General features: G+C 70.3%; 17 protein-coding genes. 12 read left to right on the top strand and 5 right to left on the bottom strand.

Translation table 11 applies throughout. The features are described 5' to 3' along the window. The first annotated feature begins 9 nt into the window (after nt 1-9). The 3 genes from QM711_RS07520 to QM711_RS07510 all read left to right on the top strand — a co-directional run bounded on the left by QM711_RS07520 (nt 10) and on the right by QM711_RS07510 (nt 2,937). A complete protein-coding gene (locus QM711_RS07520) occupies nt 10-831 on the top strand; it encodes an amino acid ABC transporter permease (RefSeq protein WP_415097862.1) in 822 nt (273 codons plus the stop codon). Further along, a complete protein-coding gene (locus QM711_RS07515; RefSeq protein ID WP_415097860.1) occupies nt 828-1,712 on the top strand; it encodes an amino acid ABC transporter ATP-binding protein in 885 nt (294 codons plus the stop codon). Before QM711_RS07520 ends, QM711_RS07515 begins: the two co-directional genes overlap by 4 nt. A gap of 67 nt (nt 1,713-1,779) precedes the next feature. Then, nucleotides 1,780-2,937, top strand: coding sequence for an MGDG synthase family glycosyltransferase (locus QM711_RS07510; protein ID WP_415097858.1), 1,158 nt, complete (start codon nt 1,780-1,782; stop codon nt 2,935-2,937). Here QM711_RS07510 and QM711_RS07505 read toward each other — a convergent pair whose 3' ends face one another. Next, nucleotides 2,938-3,327: a globin gene (locus QM711_RS07505; protein ID WP_415097856.1), complete on the bottom strand. Its 390-nt coding sequence runs from the start codon at nt 3,325-3,327 to the stop codon at nt 2,938-2,940. Nucleotides 3,328-3,432: 105 nt separating this feature from the next. On the opposite strand from QM711_RS07505, the gene QM711_RS07500 reads away from it, so the two are divergent. The 3 genes from QM711_RS07500 to QM711_RS07490 all read left to right on the top strand — a co-directional run bounded on the left by QM711_RS07500 (nt 3,433) and on the right by QM711_RS07490 (nt 5,024). Continuing rightward, on the top strand, nt 3,433-4,167 hold the full coding sequence (locus tag QM711_RS07500; protein WP_415097854.1) for a hypothetical protein: 735 nt from the start codon (nt 3,433-3,435) through the stop codon (nt 4,165-4,167). Between the two features lie 13 nt (nt 4,168-4,180). Further along, complete coding sequence (locus tag QM711_RS07495) at nt 4,181-4,693, top strand: flavin reductase family protein (protein WP_415097852.1); 513 nt, start codon at nt 4,181-4,183, stop codon at nt 4,691-4,693. A 142-nt stretch (nt 4,694-4,835) separates the two neighbouring features. Beyond that, nucleotides 4,836-5,024, top strand: a complete 189-nt coding sequence (locus QM711_RS07490) for a hypothetical protein (protein WP_415097850.1) — start codon at nt 4,836-4,838, stop codon at nt 5,022-5,024. Here QM711_RS07490 and QM711_RS07485 read toward each other — a convergent pair whose 3' ends face one another. Next, complete coding sequence (locus QM711_RS07485; protein ID WP_415097848.1) at nt 5,025-6,134, bottom strand: DUF1353 domain-containing protein; 1,110 nt, start codon at nt 6,132-6,134, stop codon at nt 5,025-5,027. A 67-nt stretch (nt 6,135-6,201) separates the two neighbouring features. On the opposite strand from QM711_RS07485, the gene tdh reads away from it, so the two are divergent. From tdh to QM711_RS07465, 4 genes are read left to right on the top strand one after another with little or no spacing between them, the layout of a single operon-like run. Next, nucleotides 6,202-7,239 (top strand): L-threonine 3-dehydrogenase, encoded by a 1,038-nt coding sequence (gene tdh, locus QM711_RS07480; RefSeq protein WP_415098639.1) that lies wholly within the window; start codon nt 6,202-6,204, stop codon nt 7,237-7,239. A gap of 45 nt (nt 7,240-7,284) precedes the next feature. After that, nucleotides 7,285-8,232 (top strand): ABC transporter ATP-binding protein, encoded by a 948-nt coding sequence (locus QM711_RS07475; protein ID WP_415097846.1) that lies wholly within the window; start codon nt 7,285-7,287, stop codon nt 8,230-8,232. After that, on the top strand, nt 8,229-9,179 hold the full coding sequence (locus QM711_RS07470) for an ABC transporter permease subunit (RefSeq protein ID WP_415097844.1): 951 nt from the start codon (nt 8,229-8,231) through the stop codon (nt 9,177-9,179). Before QM711_RS07475 ends, QM711_RS07470 begins: the two co-directional genes overlap by 4 nt. A gap of 43 nt (nt 9,180-9,222) precedes the next feature. After that, nucleotides 9,223-10,398: a glycine C-acetyltransferase gene (locus tag QM711_RS07465; RefSeq protein ID WP_415098637.1), complete on the top strand. Its 1,176-nt coding sequence runs from the start codon at nt 9,223-9,225 to the stop codon at nt 10,396-10,398. On the opposite strand, the gene QM711_RS07460 is transcribed toward QM711_RS07465, so the two are convergent. Together QM711_RS07460 and QM711_RS07455 are read right to left on the bottom strand one after the other, a co-directional pair. After that, entirely contained in the window at nt 10,373-11,146 is a 774-nt protein-coding gene (locus QM711_RS07460; protein ID WP_415097842.1) for an EI24 domain-containing protein, read from the bottom strand. The genes QM711_RS07465 and QM711_RS07460 overlap by 26 nt on opposite strands. A 79-nt stretch (nt 11,147-11,225) precedes the next feature. Continuing rightward, nucleotides 11,226-12,050: an NAD-dependent protein deacetylase gene (locus QM711_RS07455; protein ID WP_415097840.1), complete on the bottom strand. Its 825-nt coding sequence runs from the start codon at nt 12,048-12,050 to the stop codon at nt 11,226-11,228. A 32-nt stretch (nt 12,051-12,082) separates the two neighbouring features. Here QM711_RS07455 and QM711_RS07450 point away from each other — a divergent pair, with 32 nt between their 5' ends. Together QM711_RS07450 and QM711_RS07445 are read left to right on the top strand one after the other, a co-directional pair. After that, nucleotides 12,083-12,586 carry an NUDIX hydrolase gene (locus QM711_RS07450; RefSeq protein ID WP_415097838.1) on the top strand — a complete coding sequence of 168 codons (504 nt, stop codon included), beginning with the start codon at nt 12,083-12,085 and terminating at the stop codon, nt 12,584-12,586. Beyond that, nucleotides 12,583-12,987, top strand: coding sequence for a hypothetical protein (locus QM711_RS07445; protein WP_415097836.1), 405 nt, complete (start codon nt 12,583-12,585; stop codon nt 12,985-12,987). The genes QM711_RS07450 and QM711_RS07445 overlap by 4 nt, the downstream gene beginning before the upstream one ends. A gap of 1 nt (nt 12,988) precedes the next feature. On the opposite strand, the gene QM711_RS07440 is transcribed toward QM711_RS07445, so the two are convergent. Then, entirely contained in the window at nt 12,989-13,912 is a 924-nt protein-coding gene (locus QM711_RS07440; RefSeq protein ID WP_415097834.1) for a hypothetical protein, read from the bottom strand. Nucleotides 13,913-13,949: the final 37 nt, after the last annotated feature.

Raw genomic sequence — 13,949 nt, 5'->3', positions numbered from 1 at the left:
GGGTACCGCATGACGTCCACAGCCACACCGACCCGCAAGAAGCTCTCACCCCGCCGCCGCGCCCAGCGGATCCGCTGGGTCAACTACGGCGTTCTGGTACTGGCCGTGGTGGCAGTGATCCTGTTCGCCGACGGCCGCCAGTTGCAGTCCGTGTTCTTCCGCCCGGACCTGGTCGCCGAGACGGTTGGTCCGAGCCTGCTGAACGCCCTCAAGAACACTGTTCTCTACACCGTCGGAGCATTCGTCTTCGGCCTGGTGCTGGGCACCGTGCTCGCGCTGATGAAGCTGTCGCAGATCGGTCCCTACCGCTGGATCGCCACCGGCTACACCGAGATCTTCCGCGGGGTGCCTGCCATCATCGTGCTGCTCGCCTTCAGCCTGATCTCGTTGGCGATTCCTGGCCTGCGGATCCCGTTGGATCCATTCGGCTCGGTGTGGATGGCACTCGGGCTGGTCGCCTCGGCCTACATGTCCGAGACCATCCGGGCCGGAATCCAGGCGGTGCCGAAGGGCCAGACCGAGGCGGCCCGCTCGCTGGGGATGACCTCCGGCATGGCCACCCGGAAGATCGTGCTGCCGCAGGCCTTCCGGATCGTCACGCCGCCGCTGACCAATGAGCTGGTGTCGCTGACCAAGGACTCGTCGCTGATCTACGTGATCGGGCTGAGCGCCGAGGCGTTCGATCTGACCAAGTACGGCCGTGACCTCGCCAACACTTACTCCAATATGACGCCGCTGGTCATCGCCGGTCTGACCTACCTGGTGATCACCTTGCCGCTGACCTTCCTGGTCCGGCGGATGGAAGCGACGCAGCGGAAGGCCACCCGATGACGACGACAGCGATGCCCACCGGAAACCGTGACGACGAGATCCAGATCTACGACCTGCACAAGAGCTTCGGCCAGATCGAGGTGCTGAAGGGCATCTCGACGATCGTCCGGCGGGGCGAGGTGGTCTGCGTGATCGGGCCGTCCGGCTCGGGGAAGTCCACCCTGTTGCGCTGCGTCAACCTGCTCGAGCAGCCCACCGCCGGCCGGGTGTTCATCCTCAACGAGGAGATCACCGATCCGGACGCCGACGTCGACGAACTGCGGGCCCGGATGGGCATGGTCTTCCAGCAGTTCAACCTGTTCCCGCACCTGAGCGTGCTGGAGAACTGCACGATCGCGCCGATCAACGTGCTCAAGCGGCCGAAGGCGGACGCCGAGGCCACCGCCCGGGAGAACCTGGAGAAGGTCGGCCTGGCCGAGCGGGCCGGCTCCTATCCGGCGCAGCTGTCCGGCGGGCAGCAGCAGCGGGTGGCGATCGCCCGGGCGCTGTCGATGGACCCCGACCTGATGCTGTTCGACGAACCCACCTCGGCGCTCGACCCCGAACTCGTCGGCGACGTGCTGTCGGTGATGCGTGACCTGGCCAGGTCCGGCATGACGATGATGGTTGTCACCCACGAGATGGCGTTCGCCCGCGAGGTGGCCGACCGGGTCATCTTCATGGACGGCGGCGTGATCGTCGAAGAGGGGCCACCCGAGGACGTGATCGGGAACCCGCAGCAGGAGCGCACCCGGACCTTCCTGCGCCGGGTGCTCGACCCGACCCACGTCGACACCGGTGCCGAGGACGAGTCCTATGCCCAGCGTCACCAGGCGGACGACGCGAAGGAGGGCAGCCCGACGCCCGGCGCCGGGCAGCACGGCGGTTCCGGCCCGGGGTGACCGGCGATACCTCCCAACGGCGGTATCGTGCGGGAGACGTAGCGATGTCGCGACACCGAGGAGAGTCATGCCGGCAGTTCCAGCCGCACGCAGGCGGGTGCTGTTCTTGTTCTCCGACACCGGCGGCGGGCACCGCTCGGCCACCTTGGCGCTGATCGAGGCGCTCGGGCTGGAGTTCCCCGACACCTTCGACTGCAAGATGGTGGACGTCTTCCGCGACTATCTGCCGGCACCGCTGCGGTACGCGCCAGAGATGTACCCGCCGATGACGAAATTTCCCGAGACCTGGGCCATCTCGTACAAGGCGACGGACGGCAAGCGACGCTCCCGAGCCTTCATCCGGATGATGTTCCCCTACGTGGCGCGGGCGATCCGCCGGCTCTACCGGGAGAATCCGGCCGACATCATCGTCTCGGTGCACCCGCTGGTGAACACCGGTGTGCTGCGCACCATGAAGTCCAGCCCGACGCCGTTCATGACCGTCGTCACCGACATGGTGACCACGCACGCCTTCTGGTTCGACCGGCGAGCCGACCTCGTCGTGGTACCCACCAACGAGGCCCGCGAGGTCGCGGTCGAGTACGGCATTCCCGAGGGCAACGTCCGGGTGGTCGGGCTTCCGGTCGCCGAACGCTTCCGGGTGCCGCCGGCCGATCCGACGGAGTTTCGTGCGGCGCAGGGCTGGGACAAGGACCTGCCGGTGATCCTGGTGGTCGGCGGCGGCGACGGGATGGGCCCGATGGAGGCGGTCGTCAAGGCCATCAACGAAGCGCGGCTGAAAGCGACGCTGGTGGCGATCTGCGGCCGCAACGAGGGCCTGCAGGAACGACTGCGCGGACTGCCCTGGACGATGCCGCACCACATCTACGGCTTCACCCGGGAGATGCCGGAGTTCATGGCGGCCGCGGACATCTTGGTCACCAAGGCCGGCCCCGGCACGATCAGCGAGGGGTTCATCGCCGGCCTGCCGCTGGTGCTCTATTCCCGGCTGCCCGGCCAAGAGGACGGCAACGTCGCCTACGTGGTGAAGAAGAAGGCCGGGGTGTGGGCGCCCCGGCCGCATCAGGTGGTCGAAGCCGTCCGGCGCTGGGTGGAAGACCCGGACGCGCTGCGGACCGCGGCGGCGGCCAGTCGCCGGGTCGCCAAGCCGGACGCCGCCCGTCAGATCGCCCGGATCATCGCCGACCGCGCCGGCGTGTACTCCCCGGCCCTGCGCTCTGGCTGACTACTCGTCGAAGCTGTTCACCATGAAGTGGGCGGCCCGGATCAGGTAGTCCCGCATCTCGGCGTCCGCTTCGGGCTCCAGCCGCAGGCCGTCGAGCGCGGCCAGCATGTGCCGCAGCCAGCGGTCCCGCTGGTCCGGGGTGACCGCGAACGGCGCGTGCCGGATCCGCAGCCGCGGGTGTCCGCGCTGCTCGCCGTAGGTCTTCGGACCGCCCCAGTACTGCTCCAGGAACATCAGCAGCCGGTCGGCGGCCGGGCCCAGATCCTCCTCCGGGTACAGCGCCCGCAGCGGTGGGTCATCGGCCACCCCCGCGTAGAAGGCGTCCACCAGGGCGACGAAGGTTGCGTGTCCGCCGACCCGGTCGTACATCGTCTGCGCGGCGGTCTCCATGCCCCTCACAGTAGTGGCCGACACGCCGACCTTGGGAATATTGGTCGCAGTGACTAACCTAGTTCGGGGTTCCTGCTGAACCGCATAGATGTAGACGAGTGAACAGTGACTGAGACGAAGACCGCCGAGAAGACCGAACTGACCAAGACCAACGACGAAGCCAAAGCCAAGCTCTTCAACCTGCCCCAGATCGCCGGCGGTGCGCTTGCCGCCGTCACCACCGCAGCCCTGGGTTCCCGGCTCGGATACGCCGGCACCCTGGCCGGCGCGGGCATCGCCAGCGTGCTGGCCGCATTCGCCAGCACCTTGTACACCAGGGGCCTGGAACGAACCCGGGACGGCGTGAAGAAGATCGTCCTGCGGGACGCCGATGGCGAGACGAAAGTGATCACCGTTCCGGTCGACGAGGAGACCGACACAGTCGTTCAGTCCGCGTCGGGGCCCGCTGGCGCCGGCCCCCGGAGGCGGGGCTGGCGACGTCCGCTCGCCGTGATCGGCGGAGTCGTGGCGACCGCCGCGGTCACCTTCGTGGTCGCGATGGGCCTGGTCACCGGCTGGGAGTTCGGTACCGGGAAGTCCCTCGACGGGGGCAAGGGCACCACCATCGGCCAGGCCAGGAACGACCGGCCGACCCCGAAGCCGACGCCGAGCGCCAGTGCCACGCCGACCGCGAAGCCGACACCCAGCGCGACGCCCACGACCGAGGCGACCCCCACGGTCGCGCCGACCAGTCCGGCGGCGACCCAGACGCCCACACCCACGCCCACGCCGACGGCGTCGACCACCCGGCCGACCATCCAGGCACAACCGGACGCCGGGCCGGTGGCCTCGGCGGGCTGACACACTGGGCCGGGTGACCATCCACGACACCCATCCGTTCGCCGTGGGTCAGCCGCGGCGTCCGCTGCGGCGGTTCCGCGGACGGCTCCCGGCTCCGGTCACCATCTGGTCGGCCCGGGACGGCGACGCTCCGCCGGTCGGGCTGACCGTGTCCTCGATGCTGGTCGCCGACGGCGAGCCGGGTGAGGTGATCGGGTTGATCGACCCGGCCTCGGAGCTGTTCCACGGTCTGCTTCGGGCCCGGCGCTGGTCGGTGAGCCTGCTGGGGCATGCCGACCGCCAACTCTCCGACGCGATGGCCGGACTCGCCCCCGCACCGGGCGGCCCGTTCCGGCTGGCCAGCTGGCGGGACACTCCATGGGGTCCGGTGCTGGCCACGTCGCCCGGCTGGCTCGGTGCCCGCCTGGTGGGTGAACCCGTCGAGGCCGGCTGGTCGATGCTGGTGCGCGGGGTGGTCGAGTCCGTCGAGATCGACGAGACCGTGGCCCCGGTCGCCTACGTTCGGGGCAACTATCGGCAACTCTGAAATATCCGATGGGTGACGTTTCAGCTAGCCATCCTAATATTTCGATGCCTCGTCCATACTGTTGTGGGCGCCTCGGCAGATCGTCAGAATCCTGCTTTACTAGCTATTGCCAGGGCTGCCGGACGACGGGGAAAGGAGCGCGATGAGTCCCGTTTTGATGATTCTCGCCTCGTTGCTCGGGGTGTCCGTTCTGGGCGGGGTATTCGGTCTCCAGCAGGTTTTGCGGCGGCGCCGGGCGGCCCACCGCAGATCGCTCCGGGCGAGTGGACGGCTCGGGCCCGTCGAACTGCCGGCGCGCGAGGCGCTGGCCGAACGTGGCGCTGTCGATTGATCAGTGGCGACGGCCGGTTCGTTCCAGGGTGTTGACCGGGCCCTCGCCCGTCGCGCCGAAGGCGTCCGGCAGCCAGAGCAGGAACAGCACCGCCAGCGTGATCAGCGCCACCAGGCCGACCGGGGGACCGGCGAGCGCCACGACCAGCGGCAGGACGCTGTCGCGCCGGATCGGCGACCGCGCCAGATAGCCCGATCCGGCCAGGAACCCGGCCACGCCGATGATCGCCAGAAACCCCGGTACCCCGATCCCGAACAGCGGTGGCAGCGGCAGCGCCGTCCAGGCTGCCGCGAGCAGCAGCACGATCGCGACCGCGGCCAGAGCGCGGACCACCCAGATGTCGCTGGCCCGTCCGACCGGGCGCGAGCCGTCCGGCAGGAACGACGTGGCGGCCTGCAGCCGGGTCGGCACGACCGTCGGCTGCACCGGGTTCGGCGTGGGCCCGTGCGGCTGCAGCCGGGCGAGCCGGGTGGCGAAGAATCCGGCGACCCCGACCGTCACCAAGCCCACTACGGCCAAGATCCAGGCGGCCAGCGGGAACGGGCGACCACCCAGGTTCTCCACCAGCCAGCCCAAAGCGAGCCAGGCTCCCACCGTGGCGCCGCCCAGTGCCGCGAATCCCGGTCGGCGGTGCCGGAAGTAGCGGGCCGCCGACACCCCGGCCCATAGCACCAGCGACCGGAACCACGGTGCCCGGTACTGGCCGGCTTCCGGGTCGCGGAGAGCCTGGAAGAACACCTCGTCGGCGGCTGCGACCCGGTCGAAACGGGTGGACTCGGGCTCCGTGTCGGCCAGCGACGCCACATGATCGTGCACCAGCACCGCCAGCGTGTGCCGTCCGTAACTGGCCACCAGCCCCCACAGCACGCCGGGCACGCTGGCCAGGTCCGTCGCACCGGCGGGGATCAGCAGCCACCGTCGCGCGGTGTCCGGGGGTTGCGGCGCGGGCGGCGGCTCCGGTGCGGGCAACAGCGCATCCAGAGCCGGCGGCAACCGACGGAACGGCGCGTACCAGAACGGCGTCATCAGGGTGAATCGGCGCGGCGTGTCCACCCGCAGTTGGACGCCGGTCGTGCCCGGCCCGGCGCCGGGGGGAAGTGCGTACGGCATGCCCGACTATCGACCGAGGCCGCCGCCGCTGGCAAGTGGTTGGATGGGCTGCGGAGAGGAGATCACCGTGCGGGCGCTGGCGAAGACGACAGCAGGCCCGGGGCTGGAGCTGGTCGAGCGGCCTGAGCCGTCCTGCGGTCCGTGGCAGGTGAAGATCCGGGTGCTCCGGGCCGGCTTGTGCGGTACCGACCTGCATCTGCAGCAGTGGGACGAGTGGGCCGCGTCCCAGGTGCGGGTGCCGCAGACCATCGGGCACGAGTTCTTCGGCGAGATCGTCGAGGTCGGCAGCGAGGTCAAGGAACTCGGGCCGGGCGACCCGTGCTCGGCCGAGGGCCACATCGTCTGCGGGTACTGCCGCAACTGCCGGGCTGGGCGCCGGCACCAGTGCGTCCGCACCGTCGGTCTGGGCGTGAATACCGACGGTGCCTTCGCCGACTACGTGGTGGTGCCGGTGGAGAACGTCTGGAGGCATCAGGACTGGGTCGATCCTGACCTGGGCGCCATCTTCGACCCGCTCGGCAACGCCACCCACACCACGCTGCAGTGGCCGCTGGTCGGCGAGGACGTGCTGATCACCGGCGCCGGACCGATCGGGGTGATGGCGGCGGCGATCGCCCGGCACGCCGGGGCCCGGCATGTGGTGGCGACCGACCTCGCCGACGTCCGGCTCGAGCTGGCTCGCGCCGCCGGCGCCGACCTGGTGGTGAACGTGGGCAGCACCCGGGTCGCCGAAGCGCAGCGCGAGCTGGGCATGCGGGAAGGATTCGACGTCGGGCTGGAGATGTCCGGCTCGCCGCAGGCGGTCGCCGAGATGATCGACAACATGAACCATGGCGGCAAGGTCGCCATGCTCGGACTGCCGAAGAGCCCGTACCCGATCGACTGGGGAAAGGTGATCACCCACATGCTGACGATCCGGGGCATCTACGGCAGGGAGATGTTCGAGACCTGGTACCTGATGACCTCGATGCTGTCGAGCTCACCCAGCCTGGTCCAAGCCGTCCGCTCGGTGATCACCCATCGGTTCGCCGCCGACGACTGGGCACTCGCCTTCGACGTGGCCAGGTCAGGCGACTGCGGGAAAGTGATCCTGGACTGGAGCTGATCCGGAATCAGCCGTTCACTAGGCGGTGCCTGGCAGGATGGGCGGATGAGTGACCACCCCCCGCCACCCTCGGCCGGTTCGGTGCCGGCGGCCGAGACCGTCCGGCTGTGCAAACGCTACGGGCAGATCAAGGCCGTCGACGAGTTGACGATGACTGTGCCGGCCGGCGGCATCCACGGTTTCCTGGGCCCCAACGGCTCGGGCAAGACCACCACCGTCCGGATGCTGCTCGGCCTGATCCCGGCCGATTCAGGCACGATGCGCCTGTTCGGCGAACCGGTGCCGGCCCGGTTGGCGCAGGTGATCGACAAGGTCGGGGCCATCGTCGAAGCGCCGAAATTCTTCGACACCTTCTCGGCGCGCAAGAACCTGGCGCTGCTGGCGCAGGCGATCGGGGCACCGCTGTCCCGGGTGGGTGAGGTGATCGAGCAGGTCGGCCTGGCCGGACGCGAACGAGGCGACTTCCGCACCTACTCGCTGGGCATGAAGCAGCGGCTGGCGGTGGCGGCCACCCTGCTCAAGGATCCGCAGTTGCTGATCTTCGACGAACCGACCAATGGTCTCGACCCGCAGGGCATCCACGACTTCCGGGCCACTGTCCGGCAGCTGGCCGATGCCGGCAAGACTGTGCTGGTCTCCAGCCACATCCTGGCCGAGGTGCAGCAGGTCGCCGACACGGTCACCATCATCGCCCGCGGCCGCACCCTCGCCGAAGGGCCGGTGGCGACCCTGCTGGCCGCCGGCAGCGACCCGGTCCGGGCCGTGGTGACCGATCCCGCGCGGGGTGCCGAGTTGCTCCGGGCGGCCGGGCTGGACGTCCGCTCCGACGGCCGGGCGCTGCTGGTGACGCGAGGGGACGCCGCCCTCGACCCGGCGCTCGTCGCCCGGGTGCTCGGCGAGGGCGGGCTGTGGGTGAGTGAGCTCAGTGTGCTCCGCCGCAATCTCGAGCAGGTCTACCTCGAACTCACCGGAGCGGTCGGAGGAGCCGCATGAACCGGCTGATCGGAGCCGAGCTGAACCGCTGGTTCAGCCGGCGGCTGTTCTGGGTGGTGTTGGTGGCCGGGGCACTGCTGGCCGTCCTGGTGGTGGCCGGAGCCGCCTACAGCGCGCGGCCGATGTCGGCGCCGGAACTCGCGCAGGCCGAGCAGCAGTACACCGACGCCAAGCAGGACGCCGACCGCGAGACGCAGCAATGCCTCCGCGACGGCGGCTCGACCGAGGAGTGCACAGCGTGGACGCCGCGGCGCGAAGACTTCGTCCGCCAGCCCCCGCCCTATGCCGTCCTGGCCGGCGCGATGGGGCAGGCCGGGGTGATGATCGCGGCCTATGCGGCGCTGCTGCTCGGCGCGTCCTTCCTCGGTGCCGAGTTCAAGACCGGCAACCTGGGCACCTGGCTCACCTACGTGCCGTCCCGGATTCCGGTGCTGGTGAGCAAGGCGATCGCCACCATCGTCGGCACCGCGATGCTCGGTGTGCTGCTGCTCGGCCTGCTGCAGGCGGGTGCGGCCGGGATCGTGCTGACCTTCTCCGGGTCGGCGGCACTGCAACCCGCGCCGGACGCCTGGGCGATGACCGGACGCGGCTTCCTGCTGGTGCTGTTCGCCAGCCTGATCGGGTTCGGACTGGCCGGCCTGTTGGGCAGTACGGCCGGCCCGATCGGCGTTCTGCTAGGGGTGATGGTCCTGCAGTGGGCGGTCGGGGTGATGGTGTTGCTGTTCGGGGCCTCAGCCTGGCTGCCGGCCGCGCTGCCGGACCCGAACGTCCAGGCCTTCCTCAACGGCAGCGCCGAGATCCCCTACCAGGAGCGGGCCGCCAACGGCGAGCTGATCGACAAAGTGTTCGTGCTCAGCCTGGTCCAGGCGTCGGCGTACCTGGGCGGGGCGCTCGTCCTGCTCGGCGCGCTGGCCACCTGGCGGTTCGCCAAGCGAGAAGTCCGCTAGAGACCTGGGCGCTCCGGCGAGGTAGGTTCGCGCTGTGTACACCCTGCGCGGCGAACTGACCACCACCCTGGACGAGATCCGCTCGGCCGGCCTGTACAAGACCGAACGCGAACTCGACACCCCGCAGGCGGCGCACATCGCGACCGCGTCCGGTGCCGCGCTGAACTTCTGTGCCAACAACTACCTCGGGCTGGCCGACCACCCGGACGTGGTCGCGGCCGCGCACGACGGCCTGGACCGGTGGGGGTTCGGGATGGCCTCGGTCCGGTTCATCTGCGGCACCCAGGGCCAGCACCGGGAACTGGAGCGGCGGCTGGCCGCGTTCCTCGGCACCGAGGACGCGATCCTGTACTCGTCGTGCTTCGATGCCAACGGCGGAGTCTTCGAGACCCTGTTCGGCGCCGGGGACGCGATCATCTCCGACGAGTTGAACCATGCCTCGCTGATCGACGGCATCCGGCTCAGCAAGGCGTCCCGGTATCGCTACCGCAACGGCGACCTGGACGATCTCGAAGCCCAGCTGGCCGCGGCGTCCGACGCCCGGCGGAAGGTGATCGTCACCGACGGGGTGTTCTCGATGGACGGCAGCTATGCTCCGCTGCCCGGTATCTGCGATCTCGCGGACGCCCACGGCGCCCTGGTCTTCGTCGACGACTCGCACGCGGTCGGCTTCGTCGGCGAGCACGGAGGCGGGACGCCCGAGCTGTTCGGGGTGACCGGCCGGGTCGACATCCTGTCCGGCACCCTCGGCAAGGCGCTCGGTGGGGCGTCCGGCGGCTACCTGGCGGCGCATGCCGAGATCGTCGAGCTGCTCCGGCAGCGGTCCCGGCCCTACCTGTTCAGCAACTCGGTGGCGCCGGCGGTGGTGGCGGGTTCGCTGCGGGCGCTGGAGCTGGTGGCCGGCTCCGGCGAGGCGCGGCAGCGACTGGCCGCGAATGCGGAACTGTTCCGCGAGTTGATGAGCGAGAACGGCTTCGAGTTGCTGCCCGGCAGCCACCCGATCGTGCCGGTGATGTTCCCCGGCGAGGACGGCGCCGCGCTGGCCGGCCGGATCGCCGAGCAGATGCTCGCCGACGGCGTCTACGTGATCGCGTTCAGCTTCCCGGTGGTGCCGCGGGGAAGAGCCAGGATCCGGGTGCAGCTGTCGGCGGCGCACAGCGGCGCGGACGTCGAAGCCTGCGTGGCGGCCTTCGTCAGCGCGCGACAAGCCTGCGGGTGAGCAGGGTGCCGGCGGCGGTCGCAATCGGGAAGACCAGCAGCGCCAGCACCGGAACCGAGACCAGCAGGAAGGTCGGCACGCCGAAGCCGAGCGCCAGCCACGGACTGCGGCAGAGCAGCCGGTGCCGCTCGCGCAGCGTCCGGATGCCGCGGCGCCCGGACGGCGAGCCGATCATCTCCAGGGTGACCATCCAGCCGCCGAACAGTGCCGACCCGACCGCGGCGATCACGCCGCCGATGACCGGGATCAGGCCGAGCAGCAGGAACGCCGCGCCGACCGGCAGGCTGATCGCGACCACCTTGACCACCTGGGTGATCGTCGACCACAGCGCGCGCAGCGGACCTTCCTGCGGGGCGGCGGCATAGCTGCCGGCGTGGGCGTCGATCTGTTCGGAGATCCGGTCGTACAGCGGCGCGCCGAGGGCGAGCGTGGTGACGGTGAACACCAGCACGAGCAGCACGCCACTGATCGCCACCACCAGCACCGAGACCGCGGCCCGCAGGGCTTCGACACCGGACCAGCCCTCGGCGAACGGAGTCAGCCAGACCGCCGTCCGGGCCGACAGCCAGGTGGAGGTGACGAACAGGATGACGAACAGCACCGAGGTGATCAGCGGCGGAATCAGGCCCAGCCCGAACAGCCTGGGCCGGCGCAGCACAAGGCCCGCGCCGGTGACCAGCAGGCCCAGCCCGGCGAACAGTCCGGTCACTGGGCTGGTCGCGGCTCGCGCCGTCGATGGATTGCCCACGGCCTCCCTCCCGTCCGGCCGAATACCTCCCGCAACCCTACGACACCTACGGCGATAGTTGTGCGCTCAACCAAGGGACTCACAGCGCACTCATAAGCTCGGTCAGCACGTCGGAGCAACCGGCGTCCAGTCGGACGACGGCCAGTTCGTCGCCCCGGGTGGCGCCGCGGTTGACGATCGCGACCGGTTTGCCGGTCCGGGCGGCGTGCCGGACGAACCGCAGGCCCGACATCACGGTGAGCGACGAGCCGGCGACCAGCAGCGCCTCGGCGGCGTCCACCGCCGCGTAGGCGTCGGCGACCCGCGGCGCCGGAACGGACTCGCCGAAGAACACCACGTCCGGCTTCAACACCCCGCCGCACACCGTGCACGGCACCACGACGAAATCCCCCCAGCTTTCCACCACCGCATCGCCGTCGGGTCGCAGCCGGCCGTCGTCCATCTCGGCCTTCCCGGCTGCCAGCTCACCCGGCAGGCCGGGATTCGCTGCCTCGAGCCTGGCCTGCAACGCCGTCCGCGACGACGGCGCCGCGCAACCCAGGCAGATCACCCGGTCGATCCGGCCGTGCAGTTCGAGGACGCTGGGGCTGCCGCCGGCGCCGTGCAGGCCGTCCACGTTCTGGGTGATCACCGTGGTCAGGCCGTGATCGGAGAGCGCGGCCAAGGCTCGGTGGCCGGCGTTGGGCCGAGCTCGGCCGAAGCTGCGGAAGCCCAGCAGCGAGCGTGCCCAGTAACGCCGCCGGACATCGGCGGAACGCAGGAAGTCGTCGTACTGGATCGGGCTGGTCGGCCGGGCGCCGGCGCCGCGATAGTCGGGGATGCCGGAGTCGGTGCTGATGCCGGCGCCGGTCAGCGCGACCCACCGGCGTCCGCGCAGCAGGCGGACCAGTTCGGCGGTGTTCACCGCAGCATTATCGCCCCGGCTAATCTGACCGGATGCCGGTACCCGATTTCGTCCTCGACCTGCGGGCCAGTGTCGGCCACGCGATGCTGTGGCTGTCCGGGGCCACCGCGGTGATCCTGCGCGACGGTGCGGACGGCGCCGAGATCCTGCTGGTGAAGCGCAGCGACGACGGCGCCTGGTCGCCGGTCTGCGGGATCGTCGATCCGGGCGAGGACCCGCACGTCACCGCGATCCGCGAGGCGTCCGAGGAGGCTGGTGTCGAGATCGCGGTGGAACGGCTGGCCTGGCTGAACGTCACCGAGCCGGTCGTCTACGCCAACGGCGACGTCACCCAGTACATCGACCACACCTTCCGCTGCCGCTGGCTCTCCGGCGATCCCGCGCCACTGGACGGCGAGGCCAGCGAGGCCCGGTTCTTCGGCGTGGACGCCCTGCCCGCGATGCCGCGCAACTACGCCGAACGGATCGAGGCGGTGCTGGCCGACCGCCCCGAGGCGCTGCTCGGCCGGGACTGGCTGCGGGAGGTACCGCGGTGACCGCCGGCTTCCAACCCCAGACCCGGATGGAGTGGGCTTTGGCGCGGTCGTTCGACCGGCCGACGGACGCCGCCGCGTACCGCGAGTTCGCCCGCGAGCTGCTGGGCGTCATGCTCGGGGTGCTGGGTCGTCTCGAACCGCACGGCTTCCAGCCACTGGTGCTGTCCCCGCACGGGGTGCCGGGGGTCTGTGTGTTCAGCCACCCGATGCGCTACGAGACCTTCACCAACGATCTGATGCTTCCCGGCCCCGGCTGGCAGGTGCGACCGGAGCCGGCGCGTCCGCTGGCCGAGTGGGCGGTCCTCAACGGACTGACGGTGCTGCTCAACCCGGGCAGCGGGTGCGGCAAGGACTTCCCGGCCTTCGAGTTGAGCCGCTTCCTGCGCGGCGAGTGGCTCTGAGTCAGCGCCCGGCCCGGGCGATCTCCCAGCGGAACCCGACCACGGTGCGCTCCAGCGCCGGAAAGTCGCGCCGGACCGACTTCTCGGCATCGAGTTCGACGCTTTCGGACCTCTCGGGTGAGGCGTCCAGAGCCGGCCACTGACTGCACCAGACCCGCTGCGGCAAGCGCAGATGATGGAACTGCACCTGCAGGCTGACGTTCGTCAGCAGGTCCACCGCGGCGCGCCGGAACTCCGGTGGCGGCGGCGTCCGGTACCAGAAGGTGGTCTCGTACTCGACGGTCGCGGTCTCGCCGCGACGCAACGGCTCGGCGAGCATGACGTCGATGCCGAACAGCCTCTCGCCCAGCGCGTAGGGCTCGCCGCAGGTGCCGCCGCGAACCACCCGGAAGCCGGCGGCGTCGGTGTCGAAGACGCACGGGTAGCGGTCCAGCTCGTCCTCGGCACGGATCACCTGAACGGTCCGGTGCGACGCCGGCAGTCCGTCCGGGCCGATCTGGTGGCGGTCCTGCAGCGCCACCGTCCGATGCCGGCGCGGCGGCAGCACGCCGGGCGCGACCACCGCGCGTCCGCCGATCAGCATGCCGCCCGGCTCCGCCGAGCCGGCCAGTCGCAACAGGGCCGCGGCGTGGTCGGGCGACATCTCGAAGGCCTCGATGAACCAGCGCAGAGTCGCCAGGCTCAGCGAACTGCCGGCCAGGGCCCGGTAGACCCGGTCCTTGAGCTTGCGGGGCAGCGCCTCGTCGTCGACCGGCTGCAGGCCGTTGGTCCACAGATACTCGGCGAGCACCTGGCAGATTCCGCTCTGATGCAGCGCATGCGACTGCCGCCGGCCGACACGGGCCTGCCACAAACATGCGTACTGCGGATCGAGCAACAACTCGCGAAGGTGCCGAGAGGTGTTCTCGAGGGCTTTCCTGTCCAACGGGTCCTTCTTCGGGGGTGGTACTGGACCGAATGCT

Source organism: Micropruina sp., assembly GCF_047602385.1.
Taxonomy (GTDB): Bacteria; Actinomycetota; Actinomycetes; order Propionibacteriales; family Propionibacteriaceae; genus Micropruina.
This window is presented reverse-complemented; position numbering and strand designations above follow the sequence as displayed.

What these genes read in the sequence shown, in the direction of transcription:
- QM711_RS07520 (WP_415097862.1), top strand. Translation starts at nt 10, where the DNA reads ATGACGTCCACAGCCACACCGACCCGCAAGAAGCTCTCACCCCGCCGC.
- QM711_RS07515 (WP_415097860.1), top strand. Translation starts at nt 828, where the DNA reads ATGACGACGACAGCGATGCCCACCGGAAACCGTGACGACGAGATCCAG.
- QM711_RS07510 (WP_415097858.1), top strand. Translation starts at nt 1,780, where the DNA reads ATGCCGGCAGTTCCAGCCGCACGCAGGCGGGTGCTGTTCTTGTTCTCC.
- QM711_RS07505 (WP_415097856.1), bottom strand. Translation starts at nt 3,327, where the DNA reads ATGGAGACCGCCGCGCAGACGATGTACGACCGGGTCGGCGGACACGCA.
- QM711_RS07490 (WP_415097850.1), top strand. Translation starts at nt 4,836, where the DNA reads ATGAGTCCCGTTTTGATGATTCTCGCCTCGTTGCTCGGGGTGTCCGTT.
- QM711_RS07485 (WP_415097848.1), bottom strand. Translation starts at nt 6,134, where the DNA reads ATGCCGTACGCACTTCCCCCCGGCGCCGGGCCGGGCACGACCGGCGTC.
- QM711_RS07475 (WP_415097846.1), top strand. Translation starts at nt 7,285, where the DNA reads ATGAGTGACCACCCCCCGCCACCCTCGGCCGGTTCGGTGCCGGCGGCC.
- QM711_RS07470 (WP_415097844.1), top strand. Translation starts at nt 8,229, where the DNA reads ATGAACCGGCTGATCGGAGCCGAGCTGAACCGCTGGTTCAGCCGGCGG.
- QM711_RS07450 (WP_415097838.1), top strand. Translation starts at nt 12,083, where the DNA reads ATGCCGGTACCCGATTTCGTCCTCGACCTGCGGGCCAGTGTCGGCCAC.